General features: G+C 64.7%; 22 protein-coding genes. 9 read left to right on the top strand and 13 right to left on the bottom strand.

Features of this window, described 5'->3' with window-relative positions; genetic code table 11:
- Positions 1–3 precede the first annotated feature (3 nt).
- From NMB41_RS22165 to NMB41_RS22110, 12 genes are all read right to left on the bottom strand, one after another.
- Positions 4–1206 carry a DUF192 domain-containing protein gene (locus tag NMB41_RS22165; protein WP_494379936.1) on the bottom strand — a complete coding sequence of 401 codons (1203 nt, stop codon included), beginning with the start codon at positions 1204–1206 and terminating at the stop codon, positions 4–6.
- Entirely contained in the window at positions 1203–2135 is a 933-nt protein-coding gene (locus tag NMB41_RS22160) for a type II secretion system F family protein (RefSeq protein ID WP_494379935.1), read from the bottom strand. The genes NMB41_RS22165 and NMB41_RS22160 overlap by 4 nt, the downstream gene beginning before the upstream one ends.
- Positions 2136–2143: 8 nt before the next feature.
- Entirely contained in the window at positions 2144–3004 is an 861-nt protein-coding gene (locus NMB41_RS22155; protein WP_494379934.1) for a type II secretion system F family protein, read from the bottom strand.
- The gene (locus NMB41_RS22150; protein WP_494379933.1) at positions 3001–4809 is read right to left on the bottom strand and encodes a TadA family conjugal transfer-associated ATPase; all 1809 of its coding nucleotides are present in this window, start codon (positions 4807–4809) and stop codon (positions 3001–3003) included. The genes NMB41_RS22155 and NMB41_RS22150 overlap by 4 nt, the downstream gene beginning before the upstream one ends.
- A gap of 15 nt (positions 4810–4824) precedes the next feature.
- Entirely contained in the window at positions 4825–6438 is a 1614-nt protein-coding gene (locus tag NMB41_RS22145; protein WP_494379932.1) for a type II and III secretion system protein family protein, read from the bottom strand.
- A gap of 58 nt (positions 6439–6496) precedes the next feature.
- Positions 6497–7477, bottom strand: coding sequence for a Flp pilus assembly protein CpaB (cpaB, locus tag NMB41_RS22140; protein ID WP_494379931.1), 981 nt, complete (start codon positions 7475–7477; stop codon positions 6497–6499).
- A gap of 14 nt (positions 7478–7491) precedes the next feature.
- Positions 7492–7710: a hypothetical protein gene (locus tag NMB41_RS22135; protein WP_494379930.1), complete on the bottom strand. Its 219-nt coding sequence runs from the start codon at positions 7708–7710 to the stop codon at positions 7492–7494.
- Positions 7707–8492 carry a hypothetical protein gene (locus NMB41_RS22130; protein WP_494379929.1) on the bottom strand — a complete coding sequence of 262 codons (786 nt, stop codon included), beginning with the start codon at positions 8490–8492 and terminating at the stop codon, positions 7707–7709. Before NMB41_RS22130 ends, NMB41_RS22135 begins: the two co-directional genes overlap by 4 nt.
- Positions 8489–9343, bottom strand: coding sequence for a hypothetical protein (locus tag NMB41_RS22125; protein WP_494379928.1), 855 nt, complete (start codon positions 9341–9343; stop codon positions 8489–8491). Before NMB41_RS22125 ends, NMB41_RS22130 begins: the two co-directional genes overlap by 4 nt.
- Positions 9340–10239, bottom strand: coding sequence for a hypothetical protein (locus NMB41_RS22120; RefSeq protein ID WP_494379927.1), 900 nt, complete (start codon positions 10237–10239; stop codon positions 9340–9342). Before NMB41_RS22120 ends, NMB41_RS22125 begins: the two co-directional genes overlap by 4 nt.
- On the bottom strand, positions 10236–11594 hold the full coding sequence (locus tag NMB41_RS22115; protein WP_494379926.1) for a Tad domain-containing protein: 1359 nt from the start codon (positions 11592–11594) through the stop codon (positions 10236–10238). The genes NMB41_RS22120 and NMB41_RS22115 overlap by 4 nt, the downstream gene beginning before the upstream one ends.
- A 79-nt stretch (positions 11595–11673) precedes the next feature.
- Entirely contained in the window at positions 11674–11919 is a 246-nt protein-coding gene (locus NMB41_RS22110; RefSeq protein WP_494379925.1) for a hypothetical protein, read from the bottom strand.
- A 651-nt stretch (positions 11920–12570) separates the two neighbouring features.
- On the opposite strand from NMB41_RS22110, the gene ubiE reads away from it, so the two are divergent.
- From ubiE to nudB, 9 genes are all read left to right on the top strand, one after another.
- On the top strand, positions 12571–13305 hold the full coding sequence (gene ubiE / locus NMB41_RS22105; RefSeq protein ID WP_494379924.1) for a bifunctional demethylmenaquinone methyltransferase/2-methoxy-6-polyprenyl-1,4-benzoquinol methylase UbiE: 735 nt from the start codon (positions 12571–12573) through the stop codon (positions 13303–13305).
- A 5-nt stretch (positions 13306–13310) separates the two neighbouring features.
- Positions 13311–14303 (top strand): Tim44 domain-containing protein, encoded by a 993-nt coding sequence (locus NMB41_RS22100; RefSeq protein WP_494379923.1) that lies wholly within the window; start codon positions 13311–13313, stop codon positions 14301–14303.
- Positions 14304–14410: 107 nt separating this feature from the next.
- The gene (locus NMB41_RS22095) at positions 14411–15094 is read left to right on the top strand and encodes a ubiquinone biosynthesis accessory factor UbiJ (protein ID WP_494379922.1); all 684 of its coding nucleotides are present in this window, start codon (positions 14411–14413) and stop codon (positions 15092–15094) included.
- The gene (gene ubiB, locus NMB41_RS22090; protein WP_494379921.1) at positions 15094–16668 is read left to right on the top strand and encodes a ubiquinone biosynthesis regulatory protein kinase UbiB; all 1575 of its coding nucleotides are present in this window, start codon (positions 15094–15096) and stop codon (positions 16666–16668) included. Before NMB41_RS22095 ends, ubiB begins: the two co-directional genes overlap by 1 nt.
- A 1-nt stretch (position 16669) precedes the next feature.
- Positions 16670–17275 (top strand): methyltransferase domain-containing protein, encoded by a 606-nt coding sequence (locus tag NMB41_RS22085; protein WP_494379920.1) that lies wholly within the window; start codon positions 16670–16672, stop codon positions 17273–17275.
- A gap of 533 nt (positions 17276–17808) precedes the next feature.
- Entirely contained in the window at positions 17809–18141 is a 333-nt protein-coding gene (locus NMB41_RS22080; RefSeq protein ID WP_494379919.1) for an FmdB family zinc ribbon protein, read from the top strand.
- 49 nt (positions 18142–18190) lie between these two features.
- A complete protein-coding gene (locus NMB41_RS22075; protein ID WP_494379918.1) occupies positions 18191–18778 on the top strand; it encodes a DUF502 domain-containing protein in 588 nt (195 codons plus the stop codon).
- Between the two features lie 82 nt (positions 18779–18860).
- Entirely contained in the window at positions 18861–20654 is a 1794-nt protein-coding gene (aspS, locus tag NMB41_RS22070) for an aspartate--tRNA ligase (RefSeq protein WP_494379917.1), read from the top strand.
- 52 nt (positions 20655–20706) lie between these two features.
- The gene (nudB, locus tag NMB41_RS22065) at positions 20707–21207 is read left to right on the top strand and encodes a dihydroneopterin triphosphate diphosphatase (protein WP_494382888.1); all 501 of its coding nucleotides are present in this window, start codon (positions 20707–20709) and stop codon (positions 21205–21207) included.
- 135 nt (positions 21208–21342) lie between these two features.
- Here the strand turns inward: nudB and NMB41_RS22060 are convergent, their stop codons facing one another.
- Complete coding sequence (locus NMB41_RS22060; RefSeq protein WP_494379916.1) at positions 21343–23238, bottom strand: LTA synthase family protein; 1896 nt, start codon at positions 23236–23238, stop codon at positions 21343–21345.
- Between the last annotated feature and the right edge of the window lie 285 nt (positions 23239–23523).

The following is a 23523-nucleotide window of genomic DNA, read 5'->3' as shown; positions in this document are numbered from 1 at the left end:
TGTCTATCCTCCTTGACCATCGAGGCAAATCGGGCAATCTGGCCCCGTGCAGGGCGCATTCGGATCTACCGGTGTTGGCGGCACTTCCTGGTTGCAGGCAATCCCCGTGCAAGGCGGCGAGGGGTTGTTGCTCACCGGCGGGTCGCCCGGATTGGTCGGGTTGCCGTTGTTGCCGGCGCCCGGCGCACTGACGGTCCTGCCTTCGATGGCGTCGGACTGCATGTGCAGCGTCACGTTCGTGACCACCGGGATGTGGCCCGCCTGGACGATCCTGGTGTACTGCGCATCGTTACCCGGGTCGCTGGCTTTCAGATAGGCGCTGAACACGGTCCTGGCGAGGGGGATCGTGGGGGTGTAATCGTGGACGATGCGCAGCTTGATCAGGTTGGCGTCCTGGATGCTCTGGCCGGAATTGCCCTTGACCGTCTGGTCCTTGAAGGCGAGGTTGGCGTTCGGGATCACGCGTTTGCCTTTGGTGTCGTATTTGGCCTGCAGGTTCGGGTCGTTCCAGTCCTGGAAGCTCTCGGCGGTCGGGTTCAGCAGCTCGATGTGACTTGCGCTAACGGCCTTGAACGCCTTGCCGCGCGATTCGGCCAGCTCGGCGGTATTCGTGCCGCCGCCGTACAGCGGAATCAGCGCGTTCGTGTATTCCGTCTCGACGGTACCAAGGTTGGCATGGCCCAGGCTGCCGGCACGGGCCGCCATGAAGCTGGCATGGTTGATCTGGTTCTTGGCGAAGAACAGCATGGCGTACTGCAGGATGGACAGGCCGATCAGGGCCAGCATCGGTCCCACCACGACGAATTCGACCATCGCCAGGCCGCCCTGAGCATGTGCGCATACCCGCGGCGTGCGGCGCGCCAGGCTCGGGTGATCGAAGCGGTCGCCCGGCTTGACGCCGAGGCGCTCGATGGCGCCGGCCGCCAGTTCCAGCGTGTGGCGTGCTCCAGGGCCAGCGCTGGCGCGCCAGGGCTTGAGCCGCGGCACGCACTTGAGCACGGTGCCGGCGGCGTCAAGGTAGACCACGTCGATGGCCTGGCGCATGAAGGCGCAATGCACGCTGGCGCAGCGGGTCAGCAGCAGGCCCGCGTCGGGCGCCAGCGGCGGCGCCAGCATCAGGCCGCGCAGGCGCGTCCAAAAGCCGTCGGCCAGCGCCACCCGCATGGGGTGGGCGCCGCTGGCGGTGTGCAGGAAGATCCGGTTCATAGGCCGTCGTGGATGAACTTCATCGCGATCGGAAAGAACAGGACGATGAAGGTGCAGGGAAAAATAAAGGCGATCAGCGGGAACAGCAGTTTCACGGGCGCCTCCATCGCCAGCTTTTCGGCGCGCAGGAAGCGTTCGCTGCGGCGCTGGTCGGCCTGGGCGCGCAGCACCGGGCCCAGGTTCATGCCCATGCTTTCGGCCTGGATCACGGTGCCGGTGAAGGTCGTCACGCCCGGTTCGTTGAGGCGCTCGGCCATGCCGCGCAGCGCGTCGGCGCGGCTCTTGCCGGCGCGGATGTCGCGCAGCACGCGCTGGACCTCGTCGCGCAGCACGCCCTTGGGACCGCCGTTCACGGCCTGGCTGAGGGCGCCCTGAAGGTTCAGGCCGGCTTCCACGCACAGGGTGATGATGTCGAGGTAGAACGGCAGGCTTTTCAGCAGTTCGCTGCGGCGCTTGACCAGGCGGTCGCGCAGCCAGATCGCGGGATAGCCGTAGCCGCACAGGGCGCCGCCGCAGGCGGCCCACAGGTAGGCACCCGGGCCGGCTCCGTGCGCGAGGCCGCCGGGCCGGTCGAAGGAGCCCAGAATCCAGCAGAACAGCAGCGCCAGCAGCACGGCGGCGACCAGGCGCGCCGCGAGGAACTGGCTGGGCGTCAGGGAAAAGTCGAGCCCGGCCTTGCGCAGCCTGGTTTGCGCCTGGCGGTGCGCCTTGTCCGGTATCAGCGGGTCGAGGAAATGGGCGAGCGCGTGAATCGGCCACCACATCAGGCGAAAGCCGAGCGGCGGCGGGTCCTTGTAGGCGCGGTCCTCGCGCGGCACGCTCGCCACGGCGCGGGTCGCCAGCCAGCCAAGCAGCGCCGCGGCCAGGCCGATCAGGATGGCCAGCAGCATGAACACGGTATCCGAATGGGCAAACAGGAAGTTTTGCATGGCGGCCCTTATACGTCGATGGCGACGATCCGGCGGATCACGTAGACGCCGAGGAATTCGAGCACGCCGATCACCGCCAGGGTGGCCCAGCCGATGCGGTCGTGCCACAGGTAGGACATGGCTTCCGGCTCCATCTTGTTCAGAATTAGCATCAGCACCAGCGGCAGGGCGCCGACCACCCAGGCCTGCAGCTTGCCCTGCGCGGTCAGGGCGCCGATCTTGCCCTCCATTTGCAGGCGGCTGCGCACCGTGTGCGCGGTGCGTTCCAGCGTTTCGGCCAGGCCGCCGCCGGTTTCGGTGGCGATGCGCATGGCCGATACGACCAGCGTGGTGGTCTGGGTCGGCACCCGGCGCGCCAGGTTCGACAGGCTTTGCTCGAGCTGCAGGCCGAGGCGCTGCTCGCGCAGCAGCAGCGAAAATTCCTGGCCGAGCGGGGCCGGCGCCTCGGCCACCAGCTGGGCCATGGCGGCGTTCAAGCCGATACCGGCGCGCATGCCGCCGGCCAGCATCATCAACGCATCCGGCAGCTGTTCCTCGAACTGGCGCATGCGCCGCTTGCGCATCCAGGCGTACAGGGCGCGCGGGAACAGGGCCATCATCAGCAGCACGGGTATGCCGAGCACGGCGCTGCCGGTCAGGATCGATACCAGCAGCGGCACCAGCGCCATGCCGGCCAGGTTGGCGGCGAACAGCTTGCGCGGGTCGACGAAGAGGAAGAATTCGCGCGCCTTGAAGCCGGCGCTTTTGGTGAAACTGGTGCGGTAGCGCTTGAGCGTGACGGTGCCCATGTCGATCAGGAACCAGGCCAGCACCGCGCTCGAGAGGGCGACGACGACGGTGTACGACAGCAGGACGGTGGAACTCATCATCGCCGCACCTCGTCATGGCCGCGCACAGCCGCCAGTTCGTTCGGGTGCTGCGTGAACAGGTTCATGTCGAGCGCGTTGCCGGCGGCGCGCAGCTCCTCGTAGAAGGTGGGCACCATGCCGCAGCCGGTGTAATAGCCCTGCACCTTGTGCTCGCCCTGTTCGCCGGCATAGCCCTTGTGGACGAAGCGGAACACGTCCTGCAGCTGGATCTTGCCGCTTTCCATGCCGGTGATCTCGGTGATGCAGGTCACCTTGCGCGAACCGCAGGCGAAGCGGGTCTGCTGCACGACCAGGTCGACCGCCGAGGCGATCTGCTCGCGGATGGCCGTCAGCGGCAAGTCCATCCCGGCCATCAGCACCATGGTTTCCAGGCGCGCCAGGCCGTCGCGCGGGGTGTTCGCGTGCAGCGTGGTGAGCGAGCCTTCGTGGCCGGTGTTCATCGCCTGCAGCATGTCGAGCGCTTCGGCGCCGCGGCATTCGCCGACCACGATGCGGTCGGGCCGCATGCGCAGCGTGTTCTTGACCAGGTCGCGGATCGCCACCTGGCCCTTGCCCTCGGCGTTGGCCGGGCGCGATTCGAGGCTGATCAGGTGCTCGTGGTGCAGTTGCAGCTCGGCCGCATCCTCGACCGTGATGATGCGCTCGCCGCTCGGGATGAAGTTCGACAGGATGTTCAGGAGCGTCGTCTTGCCCGAGCCGGTGCCGCCCGAGACGATGATGTTCTTGCGCGACTCGACGCAGACCTGCAGGAAGGCGGCCATGTCCGGGCTCAGGGCGCCGAAGTCGACCAGGTCGGCGGCGGTCAGCTTGCGCTTGGCGAACTTGCGGATCGTGAGGGTCGGGCCTTTCAGCGCCAGCGGCGGGATGATGGCGTTGACGCGCGAGCCGTCCTTCAGGCGCGCGTCGACCATCGGCGAGGATTCGTCGATGCGCCGTCCCAGCGGCGCGACGATACGCTCGATCACGCCGAGCACCGCGCGGTCCCCGGTGAAGGTCAGCGCATGGCGCTGCAGCCGGCCGTTGCGTTCGACATAGATCTGGTCGTAGCGGTTGACCATGATCTCGGAGATGCTGTCGTCGGCCAGCAGTTCCTCGAGGGGGCCGAGGCCGATGGCTTCGTCGAGCACCTGTCGGCTCAGCAGGGCCGGGTCGAGCTCGCGCGGCAGTTCGGCGCCGAGTTCGCCCATGATCTCGGCGATCAGGGTGCTCGTTTCGCTGCGCAGCTGGGCATCGGTCATGGCGGAGACGTCGCGCCGGCGCAGGTCGATGGCGTCGAGCAGCTTGTTGTGGATGCGTTTGCGCCACTCGAATTCGAGCTCCTTGATCGGCGTCGCGGACAGCACCACCGGGTAGCCGTCGCGCACCGGTATGTCGGCGCGCATGCGCAAGGCCGCTTCCTGCGCCTGCGTGGCGATGGCGCGCGAGCCGTTCACGGCATCGGTGGCCTGCTGGTTGCGGTGCGGCGCGGCGTTCGAGCGCGATCCGGGCGCGGCGGCTTGCACCTGCACCCCGTGCTCCTGTTCCAGCACGCGCAGCTTGTAGGGGCCGACGCCGATGATGTCGGCGCCGCGCAGCGGCCCGTGCTGGGCGTCGATGCGTTCCTCGTTGACGAACACGCCGCCGAAGGCGCCCATGTCTTCGAGCAGGACGCCGCCGGGAGTGCGGAACAGGCGCGCATGTTCGCGGCCGACGCGCCAGCTGTCGAGCCGGACCTCGTTGTCGCGGCCCTTGCCGATGACGCAGTCGTCCGGCGCCTGCAGCAGGCGCTGGGTGCCGTCGGGATCCGTGATTTCGATTTGCAGCATGGTCTCTCCTTCGGCTTATGGCGCCGTGCGCGGCGCGGCGGCCGGCGGCATGCTGCCGGGACGCTGCGAGTCGCTGCCGGGCTGCAGCGGATCGCTCAGGTAGGGCGAACGGTCCAGCCGTTCCGACAGGCGCCCGGTGGTTTTCTCGACCCGGTCCACCAGGCCAGGGCTGCGCGAATCGACCACGGTCGGGGTCACGAACACCACCAGTTCGGTCTCCCGGTTCTGGTAGCGCTTGGAACGAAACAGCGGGCCCAGCACCGGCAGGCTGCCCAGCAAGGGCACCTTGTCGACGTCGCTGCTGATATTGCGCTGCAGGAGGCCGGCCAGGACCATGGTCTCGCCGTCGCGGGTATTGAATTCGGTCTTGGTGCGGCGCGTCAGCAAGGCCGGTCCGGCCGGGGTCGAGACCGAGGGGTCGATCGAGCTGACCTCGGATTCGATCACGGCGCGGATGATGCCGTCGCGTCCCACCCGCGGTTCGATGTCGAGCTTGATGCCGTACTGCTTGAACAGGATCGTGACGCCGTTCTGGTTCGCCACCGAATACGGGAACTCGCCGCCGGCCAGGAAGCTGGCCTTGACGCCGCTGCGCGCCGACAGCTGCGGCTCGGCCAGGATGCTGGCGGTGCCGTTCTGCTCGAGCAGGTTGAGCTGGGCCGACAGGCCCAGGTTGACCCCGCTCAGGATGTTCAGGGAACTCGGGAGGGTCGCCGTGCCGTTGCCGCTGCCGCTGCCGCCCGAGCCCGGCGGCGGGGCGTCCGAGATCGGCAAGCCGTTGCCGCTGCCCGGGATGCCGATCGAATAGGGGCCGTCATTGCCGCGCCGGAAAGGGGCCCAGACGGCGGCGAGCGCGGCGCCGCCGTTGGCGGTCCATTTCAGGCCGATCTCGCGCAGCTCGGACTTGGGGAACTCGACTACCTTGACGTCCATCATGACCATCTTTTCCCAGCCGATCGCGCTGGTGAAATTGACGATCTGCGGATAGCGCTTGGCCAGTTCGGCCACCTTTTCGCGGTCCTCGTCGGACAGCGCATTGCCTTCGACGATGACCTTGTCGCCGACGATCGAGGTCCTGGCATTTGGAATGCTCGCCATGAAGGACGCCACTTCGCGCGCCACGCGGGTGGTATCGCCCTGCACGATGTTGACCTTGATGCGCTGGTAGCGGCCGTCCTCGTTCCAGATGAACAGGGTCGAGGTGCCGGGGCCGTTGGCGAACAGGATGGTTTCCTTTCCGTCGAGGGCGGCGGCCGACAGGATCCCACCATTGCCGACCGCGATACGCGCCACGCCCGGTGTCGGAAACACGCGCGACTCGCCCACGAACATGTCGATTTCCGGGATCTGGCTGTCGTCATCGAGCTTCTTGACCGGCGCGTAGGGCGTGTTCCTCGCCGCGTCGCGGCGCGCTCCCGGCCTGGCGCGCAGGATCTCGCCGGCCGTGTCGCGGCGCGCCATCGCAGCGCTTGCCGTCACGGCTGTGGGGGCGGGCGCCGCCTGGGGCGCGACCGCTTGCGCCGTGGAGACGGAGGAAGTGCCGGTGCAAGCCAGGGCCAGGCAGGCGGCCAGGACGCTGCGCAGCGGAGCGCCCGATGGCCGGGTGATGATCAGGATGGTCGATGTCATAAGGGGCGGGTGAATGAGAGTGATCGCCGCGGCCGTGCTGCCCGGCCGCGGCCCGGAATCAGTAAGCGGCATTGGCCTGGGCCACGACGGGCCGGGTGGCCGGCGCGGCGGGTGCGGCGGGCGCCGCGGGTGCCGCTGCTGGTGGCTCGGGAGATTCCGGCGCCGCCTGGCGCCCGAGCCGCAGGGCGCCCGGCGGCGCCGAGTTCAGGGTGCCGCCGTACAGCACCGGCACCTGGCGCGCTGCGCGCACGCGGCGCACGCCCGCCGGCGCCGTCCCGCCCAGGCCCAGCAGCGCGGCCACGTCGTACTGGCCGGCGATCGCCGCCTTGTCCTGGGGGTGGCGCAGCAGGGCGGTCAGGCGGCCGGCGTCGCGCGCCGCGATCAGGTACCTGGCCTGCTCGGGCGTGGTGTCGATGGTGACGGTCGAATACTGGCGTGCGTCGCCCGATTTCGGATCGTTCTGGGAGCGCTGGCCGGTGGCCATCACGGACACGTTCTGCATGACCGGAAAGGTCGATTTTTTTCCATTGCGGTCGATGGTCGCAAGCAGGTCGATCGTGTCGCCGGGTTCGAGCATGCCGGAGATCGAATTGATCTCGTCGACCGGCACCGTCATCGCGCGGCGCCCGGCCGCGACGTGGGCCGAGAAGGTCGGCACGCGCGCCGTTTCCATCAGGCCCCACAGGATCATCTCGCCGCCCTTGACCGGATAGGCCAGGCGCTGCCCGTCGACCCGCTCGAAATCGTCGGGAGAAAGCGCCACCGAGTGCGCGAATTCGGCGGGAATCGGGCGCAGCGCCATGTTGTCGGCCGAGAGCAGTTCGCCCTTCGGGATATCCTGCTTGGCCACGATGACGGTGACGGTCTTGCCCTTGGCGCTGGCCTCGATGGCCTCCATCTGGCGGGTGAGGTAGCTGCGCGCCGACATTGCGGCCAGGCCGCCGATGGCCAGGGCGATCAGCAGCAGCGCCCAGGTGCGGTTGGGCCGCAGGCGGCGGAGTTGGGTGACGCTGGCGGTGGCTTTTGCGCTGAGGTTCATGCTCGAATTCCTGGTTACGAGGGCAGGGAAATGGAATGGGTAAACCGCTGGTAGGCCTTCTGGAAGCCGTCGAACAGGATCTCGACCACGCTGCGCGCGCCGCCGCCATCGCCGCTGCCGGGGACCGGGAAGAACAGGGCCAGGGCCAGGGCGGCGCAGACGACGACGTATTCCATCGCCGACTGGCCACGCTGGCGCGCGCGTCGCGGGCCAGGGCCAGGGTGCTGCTTCATTTGAGCTCCTGCACGAGGTTGACGGTCTGGATCACGATGGTGCTGCCCGCTTCCTCGGCGGGACGGATGACGGCCATGGCTTCCTTGTCCTTGCCCTTGAAGAAAAGGATGCGGCCGGCGGCCATCTGCGCCGGCAGGGCGCGCGCCTGCTTCGCATCGGGCATGGCTTCGCGTTCGAGGAGATAGCCTTCGGCTTCGAGGCGCCGGACCAGCTGGTCGCGGTTCAGTTGCTGGCTGTGGCCGTTCTCGGCCAGCACGTAGGCCGTGGCGCGGCCACGTTCGGTGGAGCTGAGCTGGTTGATCAGGCGGCTGCCATTGGGCAGGCGCGCCAGCATGCGCTCGTTGAGGACGCGCGTGGCCTCGCGTTTTTCGTAGGCCGATGCCAGGTTCGAGACAGTGACGGTGCCGCGCGTGCCGCCGCTTTCTCCCGGTAGCGCTTCGAGCAGCACCGAGACGTAATAATCGCCCTGGGCCCTGCCCAGCACCAGTTTGCCGAGCAGGTGGTTCTCGACCAGGGGCTGGCCCAGCTTGTTGCGAAACCAGGCTGCGGTTTCCAGCGGCGCGCCGCGGGTGACGAAACCCTGCAGGCGCATCGGGAAGCCATCGACCGACATCTGTTCGCCGATCGGGTAGGCGGTGGCGCCGGACGGGAGCGCAACGCTCGGCCAGGATGCGGCCGGGGCCGCGCGCGCAGGCAAGGCCGTGGCCAGCAGGGCCGCAAAGGCGCACCCGAGAACCAGGCCATGCACGGGAGCAAGCGCCGGGCGGAGGAAGCGCATCATGGCTGCCCCTGGCCTGGCCGCACGATACGGTCGGCCGGGACTACTTCTTTCCAGTAGTCGAGCTTGCCGAGCTTCGGGCCGCAGTTGGAGAAGCAGCCGGAGGGAATCTCCATCAACACGACCGCGGCCTCGACGACCGGCGGCACGAGATTGAACACGGGTAGATTGAAGGTCGATCCGGCGTTGATTTCGGCGCTGTCGATGCGGCTGGCGGTCTGGTCGGCATTGGCGGCGGTCCAGCCGTCCGGCACCAGGTCCAGGTGGCGCCGGATCACCAGGTCGAGCGACTTCAGCCGTTCATAGCTTTTGGTCGGCCCGGTCAGCGAGTCCGGCAGGTTGGCGACGCTGACGCTGACGTTGCCGCGGAAGATGCCGCGCGCACCAAGGTCCATCGCCTCGTGACGGATGAAGGGGCTGCCGTCGGCTGCGCCGCGGAAACCGGCGCCGCGGTCGGCGCTCGCGCTTTCACCGAAGCTGATGCGCACGTCGTCGTCGAAGCTGCGGATCAGCGCATTGTCGCGCGGGTCGCGCCAGAACAGGTTCTGGTCGGCCTTGAAGTCGCCCGGCGTGTCGTTGGTCTTGACGGGCGCCGTCGCATTGCTGAAGAAGCGGCGCCGCACTTCGCCGGCGAGCTGCCCGTTCGGCTTCCAGCCGCCCGTCGCATCGTTGCGTATCGTCGCGTCGAAGGCCACGTAGCGCGCCGCCATCTCGGTCGCGTGCGCGATGTCCTGGTACTTGGCGATCATCGGCAGCAGCAGCAGGAAGGGGATCAGGACCAGCGCCAGCACCAGGAACTCGACCAGGGCCTGGCCGCGCGCGGCTCCTGCAAGCGAAGGGCGGCGCGCCGTCATGTGCGCTCCGCCGTGATCGTATAGCCGCCGTTCAGGTAGGGCGCGAAGATGGCCGGATCGGTTTTCATGTCCAGCTTCGCTTCCACCGCGGTCGCGCTTTCCTTGCCGACGCTGCGCTGCAGCGTCACCCCTTCGACGCCGACCGCCGGGATAAAACTGCCGGCCTTGCTGACGCAGCCCTGGATGCCGGCGGTACCCTGAACCATCTCGCATTCATGGCCGGCAATGCTGCGTTTCGGGCCACCCGCCGGGGCCGGTCCGCCGGTCAGCCGGCGCAGTACCGCCATGCGTTCGGCCAGGCGCGGATCGGCCTCGAGCGCGGCCCTGGTTTTGTCCTGCTGGCCGCGTCCCGGCGCGGGTGGATGGGTCAGGGCATCGGCGTGGCCGCGGGGATCGCACACGCCGCGCGCCGTCTTGCCCACCAGGTCGATGTCGCATTCGCCCTTGGCCGAGCGCAGCACGGCGCGGCGTTCTTCGGTTTCCACCAGGCTGCAGTCTTCGGCCATCTGCACGACGTAGGCGACCGAATAAACGATTCTCCGGTTCGGCGCCGAATATTCGAACTCATTCACGCGCATGAATTGATCGGGGAACTCGGCAGGCGCGCGCACCGGCCGGCCGAGGCGGGGATTGGTCGCCACGCAGAATGCCACCTTCTGTTTCAGGTCCGCGAGATGGGATTTGAATCCCGGGCTGTCGCGGTAATCGTCCTTCAGGTGGGCGTAATGGACGGTGACCGGCTTGGCCCCCTGCTTGAGCGCCAGGTGCGGCGCCGATGCCGTATCGACGCGCCGTTCGACGGCGGTTACGGCCGATGCCGGCGCCGTCGCCAGCGACAGGCCCAGCGCAAGTAGCGGGATCAGGACCTTGCCTGCATACGGGCGGGGATAATTCATGGTGTTGCTCCTTGCAGCGCAACGGCGGCCGCCACGGACGCGGCCGAATTGCCGACCAGGCGGACTTGCCAATATGGGTTGAACAGACTGCCCAGTTCGGTGGAGCCGTCCGAGCGCCGGTGGTCGAAATACACTTCCGAGGTCGACACCGCGGCCAGCACCCCGCCGGCGGGGGCGCCGTCGAACATGTCCAGGCGCCCGGTTGGCTTGATGCCCGAGGTGCCGGCCGAGGTCTTGGTCTGGCCGTTCGCGCGCGTCAGGCGGATCGCGAACTGGACGCGCGGCTCGCGCTTGGCCGGGTCGGCATTCGAAGGCGTGTACTCAAGCGCCTTGTTCGACAGTTCGAAGAATTCCGGCACGCCGCTGTAACGCCATGCGCCCGCTGACGTGGTGCGGCGCTGGCCGGTGCCAAGGCCGTAGGTCCTGGTGGTCCTGCAGCCGAAGCTGAAGCCGCTGAGGCGCCACTGGCGCACCTTGAAGTTGGCCTGATCCTCTGCCTCCCAGCGGTTGTACCCGTTGAGCCGCGTTCGGCCGGTGCGCGTGGCTTCGCCGATTGGAATGCTGCACGGCCATGGCGACTTGGAATCCCAGGAACGGTCGTGGACGAAATCGTCGCGTGCCACGCTGGTCCGAATGACCTCGGCCATGCGCTCGCGCTCGTTGCCGTTGGTGCGGCGCTTGGCGATGAAGGGACCGCCTTCGAATATGTTCCAGTCGTCCTTCAAGGGCACGGTATCGACGGAGACGCTGCCGTCGCCGTTGTAGTTGGCGTTGGCGACATCGCGCATCAGGTCGGTGCGTGCGATCGTAAAACCGAGGGACATCGCCAGCTGCATGGCTTTGAGCTGCTCCTTGGCGACCTCGGCCCGCAGGACGATGGCAGCGCCGACGTTGGCGCCGTTGAAGGCGGTATTCGCATAATTCACCGCAGCGGCGCCCACGGGATAGGACAGCGCATAGCACAAGGGAATGTACTCGAGCGTGGCCAGGCCGACGGGGATCGAATATTGGCTATAGCAGGCCAGCGGCCGTACGTTCCGGACATGGCCCTGGGCATATTGCAGCCACGAAGAAATGCTGACCATCTGCGCGATGGCGGCTTCGTTGGCGATCAGGGCGCGGTTGGTATAGGCATCGAAATTCAAGGCGCGCGCATGCATGATGCCGGCGCTGTAGGCGACGGCATCGGCGGTGTTGACGAGCCTGGTTTTTTCAGCAGTCATCTGGCCGGTGTTAAACAGGAAAAAGGTGGCGACGGCCGCGCCAAGCAGCACCACGATGCCGAAAATGAGTGCCTGACCCCGCTGCCGCAGCGGCAGGCGCGGACGGCGCTGTGGCGAGATGAAGTCGATCATGGAGCAGGCGGTACCGGGGCCGTCATGGCGTCCGGGAACGCCATGACGGAGTGCGATGTGGCGCAATCGGCGCGATCGCTTACTGGGTGCCGGCCGAGCCAGTCGTTACCTGGTCGCCGTAAGTCGACAGCGAGCGTTTCTTCGCTGCTGCGGTAGCGGCCGCTGCACCGGCAACATTGGCCTTGGTGATGTCCGCCGACGCGTTGTTACCGCCGACTTCGCTGGCGATGGCGCCCATCTGGGTGCGCACCGTGGTGCCGAACAGCTGGGTCACTGCGATCGCCGCGACCGCGATCAGTGCCACGATGATGACGTACTCGGTCATGCCTTGACCGGATTGCTTGCGCGGCTTGCGCAGACGCAATTGAAGCGATGAAGTGAAGTGGTTTCGCATGAAGCCTTCTGGTTGAGAGAAATCAAAGGCTAGCATTTGAAACAATGGTACTCAACCGCATTAATTGCAATTATGAAAACCAAATGAAGCTATGGGGTAATTTCATTTCCCGCAAGGATTTAAATGGTGGATAAATAAATTCTTTAAGAAATGTAAAATTGATTTGAAAAAATTGTTAATGTGAAATTTCAAAAGAGATATTCTGTGACATTTGTTTTGGGTTGGAAATAATTTATGCGTCACAAGTTTTTTTGTTTCAAGATTTCCCAGAAAATAACAATTCCGTGAAATTCGGTGAGAATGTAACGAGGCTGCGGCTGCGCCTTTTTTAGATGCTCGCCAGGCTTTTCTCCCAGCGCGGGCGCACCGGTTTTTGCCGGGAAAAACCGAGAAAATATTTTCCGGCACCGTGTCGCGTACACAACAGTCGCGCGTGCTCCTTGCTAGCCCATCAATCTTGTGTCTTGCATATTTTGCTGCTCGACTCCCCCCAATCCGGGCCTGTCCGATAGCGCAGACCGCGCCGGGCGCCCCCGTGCATGTCGCTTGTATAATGTGGCAAGATCAAACAGCCATCTTCATATGACCAAGAGCACCCATTTCGGCTACAAGACCGTTTCCGAGGACGAGAAGGTCCACGAAGTCGCCAAGGTTTTCCATTCCGTCGCGGCCAAGTACGACGTCATGAACGACCTCATGTCCGGCGGCCTGCACCGCATCTGGAAGACCTTCACGATCGCCCAGGCAGGCGTGCGTCCGGGCTTCAAGGTGCTCGACATCGCCGGCGGCACGGGCGACCTGTCGAAGGCCTTCGCCAAGCAGGCGGGGCCGAGCGGGGAGGTCTGGCTGACCGATATCAACGAGTCGATGCTGCGCGTCGGGCGCGACCGTCTATTGAATAAGGGTCTCGTTACCCCCACCTTGCTGTGTGATGCCGAAAAGTTACCGTTTCCGGACAATTATTTCGACCGCGTGAGCGTGGCCTTCGGCCTGCGTAACATGACGCACAAGGACCAGGCGCTGGCGGAAATGCGCCGCGTGCTGAAACCGGGCGGCAAGCTGCTGGTGCTCGAATTCTCGAAAGTGGCGACACCGTTGCAAAAGCCGTACGACGTGTATTCGTTCTCGGTGCTGCCATGGCTGGGCCAGCGCATCGCGGGCGACGCCGAAAGCTACCGTTACCTGGCTGAATCGATCCGCATGCATCCGGACCAGGAAACGCTGAAAACCATGATGGAAACCGCAGGGCTCGAGCGTGTGCAGTATTTCAACCTGACGGCTGGCGTTGCGGCGCTGCATACGGGTATCAAACTTTAAGAGGCATGACGATGAAAAAATTCCTGGTCACGATGGTGCTGGCTTTGACCACCACGGCAATGATTTCGGAAGCGATCGCGCGTCCGATGGGCAGCAAGCGTTCGATCGGGCGCCAGTCGCAGCAGGTGCGCCAGATGCCGGCGCCGGCGCCAGCCCCGATGACGCCGATGAACCGCCAGGCGGCAACGCCGTCGCCTGCCGCACCGGTGGCCGGCGCCGCTGCCGGCGCCGCCGGCGCACGGGCCGCGCAGGCAGCCAAACCGAGCATGTGGAAAGGCCTGCTGGGCGGCGCGCTGCTCGGCCTGGGCCTGGGCGCCCTGTTCTCGCACCTGGGCATTGGCGGCGCCATGGCCTCGGTGCTGTCGACCATCCTGATGATCGCGCTGCTGGCGTTCGCCGTGATGTTCATCGTGCGCATGTTCCGCCGCAAGGACACCCCGGCCAATGCCCAGTTCAAGGGCGGCTTCAACCAGCCGGTGCCGGCCGGCGCCACGCCTGACATCGGCTCCGGCCTGAACCAGTACCAGCCGCAGGCCTATCAGGGCCACGGCACTGCCTCCAGCGTGTCGCTGAACAAGGGCGCGCCGATCGCGCCTGCCGCAGCCGGCCATACGCCATGGGGCGTGCCGGGCGACTTCGATACCGAGGCCTTCCTGCGCCACGCGAAGTCCTCGTTCATCCGCATGCAGGCAGCCTGGGATAAGGGCGATGTCGCCGACCTGCGCGAATTCACCACGCCGGAAGTGTTCGCCGAACTCAAGATGCAGATCACCGAACGCGGCGCGAACGCCGACTTCACCGATGTCGTCTCGATCGACGCCCAACTGCTCGGCATCGAAACGACCGCCAGCGATTACCTCGCCAGCGTCCAGTTCAACGGCATGATCCGCACCGCGCCGAATGCGCCGGCCGAGCCCTTCGCTGAAGTCTGGAACATGGAAAAGCCGCTGTCGGGCAATACCGGCTGGCTTCTCGCAGGTATTCAACAGCTGGCGTAATTGTTTTTTGCAAACTTTCTCGTGCACCCGGGTTTAGGCCCGGCAAACTGGTAAGATCAAAGCCGCCCGCGTCACACCGGGCGGTTTTGTTTTTTAGCGACCCATTCATGTTCCCAAGCCCTTCCTCATTCCTGTCGCCGCAGCGCGCCCTGACGACGTCCGCCGTCGCCACGATCAACCACTTGCTGGCGGACGAGGCCTGGGCGCGCGCATCGCTGCAGCGCCATGCCGGCAAGCTGGCCGTAATCGACACCGGCCATCTGGCGCTGCGCCTGCGCATCGGCGCCGATGGCCTGCTCGAAGCGGGCACGCCTGACGCCGTGCCGAACGTCACCATCCACGTCAAGCTGGCCGACCTGCCGCTGATCGCCCAACATCGCGACCGCGCGTTTTCCTACGTGCGCATCGAGGGCGACGCCGAGTTCGCCAACACCATTTCTCAGCTGAGCCGCGGCCTGCGCTGGGAACCCGAGCACGACCTGGAGCGCCTGTTCGGACCGATCGGCGCGGCCCGTCTTGCGGGCGGCGCGCGCAGTGTCGTCGCCAACGTGAATGCCACGGGCCGGCGCCTGGCCGAGAATTTGGCCGAATTCCTGGTCGAAGAACGCCCGGTGCTGACGCGCCCAGGCGATGTCGCGTCCTTCGGCGCCGACGTAGTGCGCCTGCGCGACGACGTCGAGCGCACCGCCAAGCGCATCGCCCGGCTCGAGCAAGGCCTGGCCCACAAGCCGGCGCCCACTGCCCTTATTCCGACAACCCGCCCGAGCGGGGACTCCACCCTGGATAGCTGATGATATTGAAATTCCTGCGCCTGCTTAAAATCTTCACGGTCGCAACCAAGTACGGCCTCGATGAAATCGCAATGTCCGGCTTCGATGCCCCCCGCACCGCACGGTTTGTCAGCGGGATGTTTTTCTGGCGCAGGCGCATCACGACTCCGCGCGCCATCCGCCTGCGCCTCGCGCTCGAGGAACTCGGCCCGATCTTCATCAAGTTCGGCCAGGTGCTCTCGACCCGGCGCGACCTGATGCCGCCCGATATCGCCGACGAGCTGGCGCGGCTGCAGGACCGCGTGCCGCCATTCCCGTCGGACCAGGCAATCGCCCAGATCACCCTCTCGCTCGGCGCCCATCCCGACCAGCTGTTCGCCAGCTTCGATCCGGTGCCGGTGGCCTCCGCCTCGATCGCCCAGGTCCACTTCGCGACCCTGAAGAACGGGAAAGAGGTAGCGGTCAAGGTGTTGCGTCCGGGCATGAAGAAGACGATCGACGAAGACGTCGCCCTGATGCAGCTGGCGACTGCGCTGCTGGAAAAGGTATGGGCGGAAAGCCGGCGCCTGAAGCCGCGCGAAGTCGTGGCCGAGTTCGACAAATACCTGCACGACGAGCTCGACCTGATGCGCGAGGCGGCGAATGCCAGCCAGCTGCGCCGGAATTTCGCCGATTCCGACTTGCTGATGGTCCCGGAAATGTACTGGGACTATTGCTCGAGCAGCGTGATTGTGATGGAGCGCATGAGGGGCATCCCGGTCTCGCAGATCGACCGCCTGGCAGCCGAAGGCGTCGACCTGAAAAAACTCTCGAGCGACGGCGTCGAGATTTTCTTCACCCAGGTCTTCCGCGATGGCTTCTTCCACGCGGATATGCACCCCGGTAACATCCTGGTCTCGGTCGAGCCGGAAACCTTTGGCCGCTACATCGCGCTCGACTTCGGCATCGTCGGCACGCTGAACGATTTCGATAAAGATTATCTGTCACAGAACTTCCTGGCCTTCTTCCGGCGCGACTACAAGCGCGTCGCCGAGGCCCACATCGAATCGGGCTGGGCGCCGAAGAACACCCGCGTCGACGAACTCGAATCGGCCGTGCGCGCCTGCTGCGAGCCGATCTTCGACCGTCCCTTGAAAGACATCTCCTTCGGCCAGATTTTATTGCGCCTGTTCCAGACCTCGCGCCGCTTCAATGTCGAGGTGCAGCCGCAACTCGTGCTGCTGCAAAAGACCTTGCTGAATATCGAAGGACTCGGCCGCCAGCTCGATCCGGACCTGGACCTGTGGAAGACCGCAAAGCCCTATCTCGAGCGCTGGATGGGCGAGCAGGTCGGCTGGCGCGGCCTGGTCGAACGGCTGAAAGCCGAAGCGCCGCGCTATGCCCACATCTTCCCGCAACTGCCGCGCCTCATGCACCAGGCGCTGGAGCATCAGGCGCATCCGCATTCGGCCACCAATCACGAGATGATGACCCAGCTGCTGGTCGAAGTGCGGCGCAGCAACCGGATGCTGGGCTTCCTGGCCTGGCTGGTCGGCGGCGTCGCGTCGGGCATCATCGTTGCCGCCGTGCTGGTGCACTACGGGCACACCTTCTGACATGCCTGAATTCGCCTTTCGCGACCCGCTTGCACCGGCCTTCTGGGACGAACGGTTCGAGCGCGACTTCACGCCCTGGGATTTGAAGGGCGTGCCGCAGGGGCTGCGCGATTTTATCGCGCGCGATCCCGCGCCGCGCACGGTCCTGATTCCCGGCTGCGGCAATGGCTACGAACTGGCCTGCATGATGGAGGCCGGCTGGGATGCCACGGCGATCGATTTTTCTCCCGCCGCGGTCAGCCGCGCGCGTGCGCAGCTAGGGCAGTGGGCGCCGCGCGTGGTGGAGGCCGACTTTTTCACCTGGCAGCCGTCCGAGGAGCTTGACCTGATCTACGAGCGTGCTTTCCTGTGCGCCATGCCGCCCGCCATGTGGCCGCAGGTTGCGGCGCGCTGGGCGCAATTGCTGGCGCCGGGCGGCTTGCTCGCCGGGTTCTTCTTTTTTGGGGTCTCGCCGAAAGGTCCACCCTTCGGCATCGCGCGCGGCGCGTTGGAAGCCTTGCTGACCCCACACTTTGCGCTGGTCGAAGAAGGGGAGGTCGCCGACTCGCTCCCGGTGTTCGCCGGACTGGAGCGCTGGATGGTGTGGGAGCGACGCACAGACCCGTAGGGTGGGCGGCTGCACCCGGGTGTATGCGTCACGATGGCCTGGGTGCCGCCCACGCGTTCAGCCACAATATGAACCCTCGCAACGACTCCTCCGCCGGTTGAACGCGTGGGCGGCGCAAATGCTGCCGAACCGCTTGCCTTAGAGTATAGCCGCCCACCCTACAGGTCTGTACGCCGTTCCCGGAAAATGCATGCCCCGCATTCGCCAGGCAAAAAAAAGCCCGCATTCGCGGGCTTTTAACTGCAGCATTCTTGTACGGCCATGCGGCGATGAGACATCGCGCCAACTTCTGTTTCTTAGACCTAGTCCCGCTGGCTTTCACCGCGGCAGCATGCGCTGTCGAAGATGCTATTTAAACAGGTGAGTTGATTTTCGGCAAATGAAACGCTCAGAAATGCTGAATAAAAACAACAGTTCATCGCCTTGCTGCTTTCGTGAGCAATCGCCTGTCTGGCCCGGCATGGCATCAATCCGTCAGAGCCCGCTAAAACCTTTATAATTCAGGGTTTTGAAGATTTTTGCGGAGTATCACAATGCCGATTTACGCTTACCGCTGCGATGAATGCGGTTTTACCAAAGATGTACTGCAAAAAATTTCCGACCCGGTTTTGACGACCTGCCTGTCCTGCGGCAAACCCGCGTTCAAGAAGCAGATCACCGCAGCCGGTTTCCAGCTCAAGGGTTCCGGCTGGTATGTGACCGACTTCCGTGGCGGCAAGACGCCGCCGACCGGCACCGCGCCGTCGACGACGGCAGCCGATGGCGCCGGCGCCGCCCCGGCCGCGCCGAGCACGACTGCCGAAAGTAGCACGCCGGCAGCCGCGGCGCCTGCCCCGGCGCCGAAGAGCGACACGAGCGCATCCTGATGCCTCCCTGCGGTCCCTGGGCCGCAGCAATAAGAACAATGAGAGTTTGATGCGCAAATATTTCCTGACTGGCTTGTTGATCCTCGTGCCCCTGGCCATCACGGCCTGGGTGCTGAGCATGGTCATCGGCACGCTCGACCAGTCGCTGATGTTCGTTCCCTACCGCTGGCAGCCGAAGACCCTGTTCGGCTTCGACATTCCCGGGATCGGCGCGATCCTGACGATTGCCATCGTCTTCATTACGGGCCTGCTGACGAACAACCTGGTCGGCAACTACGTGGTGCGCCTGGGCGAGCGGCTGTTGAAGCGCGTGCCGGTCGTCAGCTCGCTCTACGGCAGCGTCAAGCAGGTGTCCGACACCCTGTTTTCGTCGTCCGGCAATGCCTTCCGCCAGGCGGTGCTGATTCCGTATCCGCATGCCGATTCGTACACCATCGCTTTCCTGACCGGCACTCCCGGCGGCGACGTGAAGAACCATCTGGTCGGCGACTACGTCAGCGTCTACGTGCCGACGACGCCGAACCCGACCTCGGGCTTTTTCCTGATGATGGAACGCAGCAAGGTCGTCGAGCTGGACATGTCGGTCGACGCGGCGCTCAAATACATCGTTTCGATGGGCGTCGTCGCCCCGGAATAACTACAATACAAGCATGCATCAAGGCCGCCCGCGGGCGGTGCAACCCGATATACCAACCTGGAATAGAGAAAATATGTCCTCCATGCGTACTCATTACTGCGGCCTCGTCACCGAAGAACTGCTGGGCCAAACCGTCAGCCTGTGCGGCTGGGTACATCGCCGCCGCGACCACGGCGGGGTCATCTTCATCGACCTGCGCGACCGCGAAGGCCTGGTGCAGGTCGTCTGCCATCCGGATAACGCCGATGTGTTCAAGGCCGCCGAGCACGTGCGTAACGAGTACTGCCTGCGCATCACCGGCACCGTCACCAACCGCCTGGAAGGCACGGTCAACACCAACCTGAAGTCGGGCAAGATCGAACTGAACGCGACCTCGGTCGAAGTGCTGAACCCGTCGGTGCCGGTGCCTTTCCAGCTGGACGACGACAACCTGTCGGAAACGACGCGCCTGACGCACCGCGTTCTCGACCTGCGCCGCGGCCAGATGCAGCGCAACCTGCGCCTGCGCTACAAAGTCACGATGGAAGTGCGCAAATACCTCGACAACCTGGGCTTCATCGACATCGAAACCCCGATGCTGACCAAGTCGACCCCGGAAGGCGCACGCGACTACCTGGTGCCGTCGCGCGTCAACCCGGGCAATTTCTTCGCGCTGCCGCAGTCGCCGCAGCTGTTCAAGCAGCTCCTGATGGTGTCGAACTTCGACCGCTACTACCAGATCACCAAGTGCTTCCGCGACGAAGACCTGCGCGCCGACCGCCAGCCGGAATTCACGCAGATCGACTGCGAAACGTCCTTCCTGACCGAACAGGAAATCCGTGACCTGTTCGAAGACATGATGCGCGTCGTCTTCAAGAACGCCGCCGAGATCGACCTGCCGAACCCGTTCCCGGTGATGGATTTTGCGACCGCCATGGGCATGTACGGTTCGGACAAGCCGGACATGCGCGTCAAACTCGAGTTCACCGAACTGACCGAGCTGATGAAGTCGGTCGAGTTCAAGGTCTTCAACAGCGCCGCCAACATGACTGGCGGCCGTGTGGTCGGCCTGCGCGTGCCGCAGGGTGGTTCGATGCCGCGTTCGGAAATCGACGCCTACACCCAGTTCGTCGCGATCTACGGCGCCAAGGGCCTGGCCTACATCAAGGTCAACGAGAAGGCCAAGGGCCGCGAAGGCCTGCAGTCGCCGATCGTGAAAAACATCTCGGATGAGGTCCTGGCGCAGATCCTGGAACTGACGGGCGCGCAGGATGGCGACCTGATCTTCTTCGGCGCCGACAAGGCCAAGGTTGTCAACGACGCCATCGGCGCGCTGCGCGTGAAAATCGGCCACTCGGAATTCGGCAAGAAGGCCGGCCTGTTCGAAGAGACCTGGGCGCCGTTGTGGGTGATCGACTTCCCGATGTTCGAGCACGACGAAGAAGCGAACCGCTGGACCGCGACCCACCACCCGTTCACGGCCCCGAAAGACGGCCATGAAGACATGCTGGAAACCAATCCAGGCGCCTGCGTCGCCAAGGCCTACGACATGGTCCTGAACGGCTGGGAAATGGGTGGCGGCTCGATCCGTATCCACCGCGAAGAAGTGCAGAGCAAAGTGTTCCGCGCCCTGAAGATCGACGCCGAAGAAGCGCAGCTGAAATTCGGCTTCCTGCTCGACGCCCTGCAATACGGCGCGCCGCCGCACGGTGGCCTGGCCTTCGGCCTGGACCGCCTGGTCACGCTGATGACGGGTTCGGAATCGATCCGCGACGTGATCGCCTTCCCGAAAACCCAGCGCGCGCAGGATTTGCTGACCAATGCGCCGTCGGAAGTGGACGAGAAGCAGTTGAAAGAACTGCATATCCGCCTGCGTAACGAGCCGAAGGTAGGCTAAGCACTCAGCTGCATGGCTGGGTAGAATAGGGGCCGGAGTGTCGTCGTCGACGATGCTCCGGCCCTTTTTATTTGTTTCGGAGAAGCCTAGCGTGCACAAGATTCCTGAGTCGGTTCTCGTTGTCATTCACACGGTGGAGCTGGATGTGCTGCTGATCGAGCGTGCGGATCGGCCGGGGTTCTGGCAATCGGTGACCGGCTCGCTCGATGCACCCGATGAACCGCTGCTGGAGACCGCGCGGCGCGAGTTGTTCGAGGAGACGGGGATCGTGGCTGACGGCGTCGAGATTCGCCTGCATGACTGGGGACTGTCGAATATCTACGAAATCTATCCGACCTGGCGGCATCGCTACGCGCCTGGCGTCACGCACAACACCGAACACGTGTTTTCGGTGTGCGTGCGGCGCGATATTTCCATTACCCTGAGTCCGCGCGAGCACTTGCAATATGCATGGCTGCCATTATTGGAAGCGGCGGACCGCTGCTTTTCGTCGTCGAACGCGGAGGCGGTGTTACAGCTGCCGCGGCAGGTAGACAGCTGGGGTCAGGTCTGACATTCGGACACGGCCTCGGCCGTAATCCATCAACCTGTGAATTCTGGAACGCTGTCACCATTTGGCTGCAGCCAAGTTTGAACGAACGGTTGAGCTCGTGTCCGAATGTCAGACCTGACCCCAGCTTTGCTGCCCTTACTGCTGCAACTTGTAGCGCTGCTCGCGGTAGAGCAGCGACGGCAGCATCACATGCGCCATTGCCTTCGACACGCGCTCGGGACTCGGGATGCCTGCCTTTTCATCGAGCACGCCAGTTGCGGCGTTGTAGTTCGCCTGCAGCGGTGCTTGCCCCGGGCGCAGGATGGTGGCCGAGTTGCCTTCGAGCCAGGCGAAATAATTATCGAACTGCATCAAGGCGCGGCCAGGCGTCGTGCTGTCCTGGGCAAAGTCACGGCCGATCATGGGATGCTCGCTCGAGACGCCCAGCAGCGACAGCAGGGTCGGGGCGAGATCGATCTGGCTGGCGATGGTGCTGATGCGCTTGGGCTGGATGTCGGCGCCCAGGATCAAGCCGGGGATATGGAATTTCTTGATCGGCACCAGGCTGTTGCCGTACACCCGGTTGTCGTGGTCGGCCACGATCAGGAAGACCGTGTCTTTCCAGTAGTCCTGCTTCTTCGCTTCACGAATGAATTTTCCCAAGGCGAAATCGGCGTATTTGACTGCGTTGTTCACCGTCTGCTTGGCCGGGTCGTGAAGCTTGATTTTCCCGTCCGGGAATTCGAAGGGTTCGTGATTCGACGAGGTGAAAATCAGGCTGAAGAAGGGCTTCTTCTCGGCATGCAGGGCAGAGAGGCGTTCCAGCGACTTGTCGAACAAGTCTTCGTCCGACGCCCCCCAGCTCCCCGTGAAGACGGGCCGCATGTCGGCACTGTCGACGATTTTCTGGAAGCCGTTCCCGGTAAAGAAGCTGCGCATATTGTCGAAGTGCGCTTCCCCGCCATACACGAATTCCGTGTTGTAGCCCTGCTGGCCCAGACCCGCCGCCAGCGTGTAGAAATTTTGCTGGGCCAGCGACAGCTTGACGACGCTGCGTGCCGGCGTCGGCGCGTAGCCGGCGACGACCGCCTCGATGCCGCGCACCGAACGGGTGCCGGTGGCATACAGCTGCTCGAACCACCATCCCTCGTGCTTGAGCTTTTCGAGTTCGGGCGTGACCGGCAGGCCGCCGAGCGATTCCACGAAAGTCGCCCCCAGGCTTTCCTGCAGGACAATCACCAGGTTGAGCGGCCGTGCGCGCGCGACCGCGGCTTGCTGCCGGTGCAGGGTCGGCAGGCTCGGCGTGTCGAAGCGGGCGCCGCGCAGCCAGGGCGCCGATGTCACTTCCGAGATGACCTGTGCGCGCGGAATGCTGCCGTAGATTTCGGATGAAACCGCCTCATTGCGCATCGAGTTCATGGCGGAAAGTACCGACCATCCCGAGTTGATGACCAGGGAATTGACCATCGCGTCGCTCGAGAGGGCGAACATGGCCGGGTTGGCGGGGCGGTGTCCTGTCGTCGAGCGTATCTGCATGAACACAGCCAGGCAGCACAAGGGCCAGACCAGCAGCAGCTTCCGGCTGCGCCACATGCGCATATGGTCCGACGCGCGGCCCAGCAGCTGAAAAATCGCCGTGCCGAGCAGGACAGTCAACCCGACACCAACAATCAACGCGGTACGAAAGCCATTCCACAGGGTGGCGAACACTTCGCGCGGGTACGACAGATATTCGATGAAGAGGCGGTTCGGACGGATGTCGTACTGCGCAATGAATTGCGGCGACGACATTTCCATAAAGAGAATGAAGATCAGGGCAAAGGTGCCCCAGAGCACGCCCGCGCTTTTCCAGAATGCGGCGGAGCGCTGGTGCGCAACGAGGGGGGCGATCAGAAGCGGAATTGCGACGAAATAGCCCAGCAGAATCAGGTCGGCGCGCAGGCCCTGGACGAACATCGGAACCGCCATGCCGGTCACCTGTACCCGCTCCCACTGCCAGATGACAAGGCCGATGCGCGACAGGGACAGGAGAACGAGTCCGATCAGCAGCATCTGCAGGATTCCGGCATAGGGCCCGGCCCAGCGTGTGAGGCGTGCGAGGCGGGTCGCACAGGATTGGAATGTGATGCTGATGCCGGATGCGCTAACGACCATATATACCGTTTAAAAATACCTGGATTGCTGGGGGGGGGGACGAGCTGCCCGGCACCGTTTTTCCGAGGCCAGGGCACTGCTGTCAGCGGACAACGCCGGAAGGCTATGCTAAACGGATATGCATGGTTGTGGTGTTAACGGCGCGTTAAGAACGCGTTAAATTGCACAGAGGCTGCAGCCATG

The sequence above is a fragment of the Massilia sp. FBCC-B171 genome (assembly GCF_059134155.1).
Note: the sequence above shows the minus strand (reverse complement) of the source record. Positions and strands in the feature narration are given on the sequence as shown.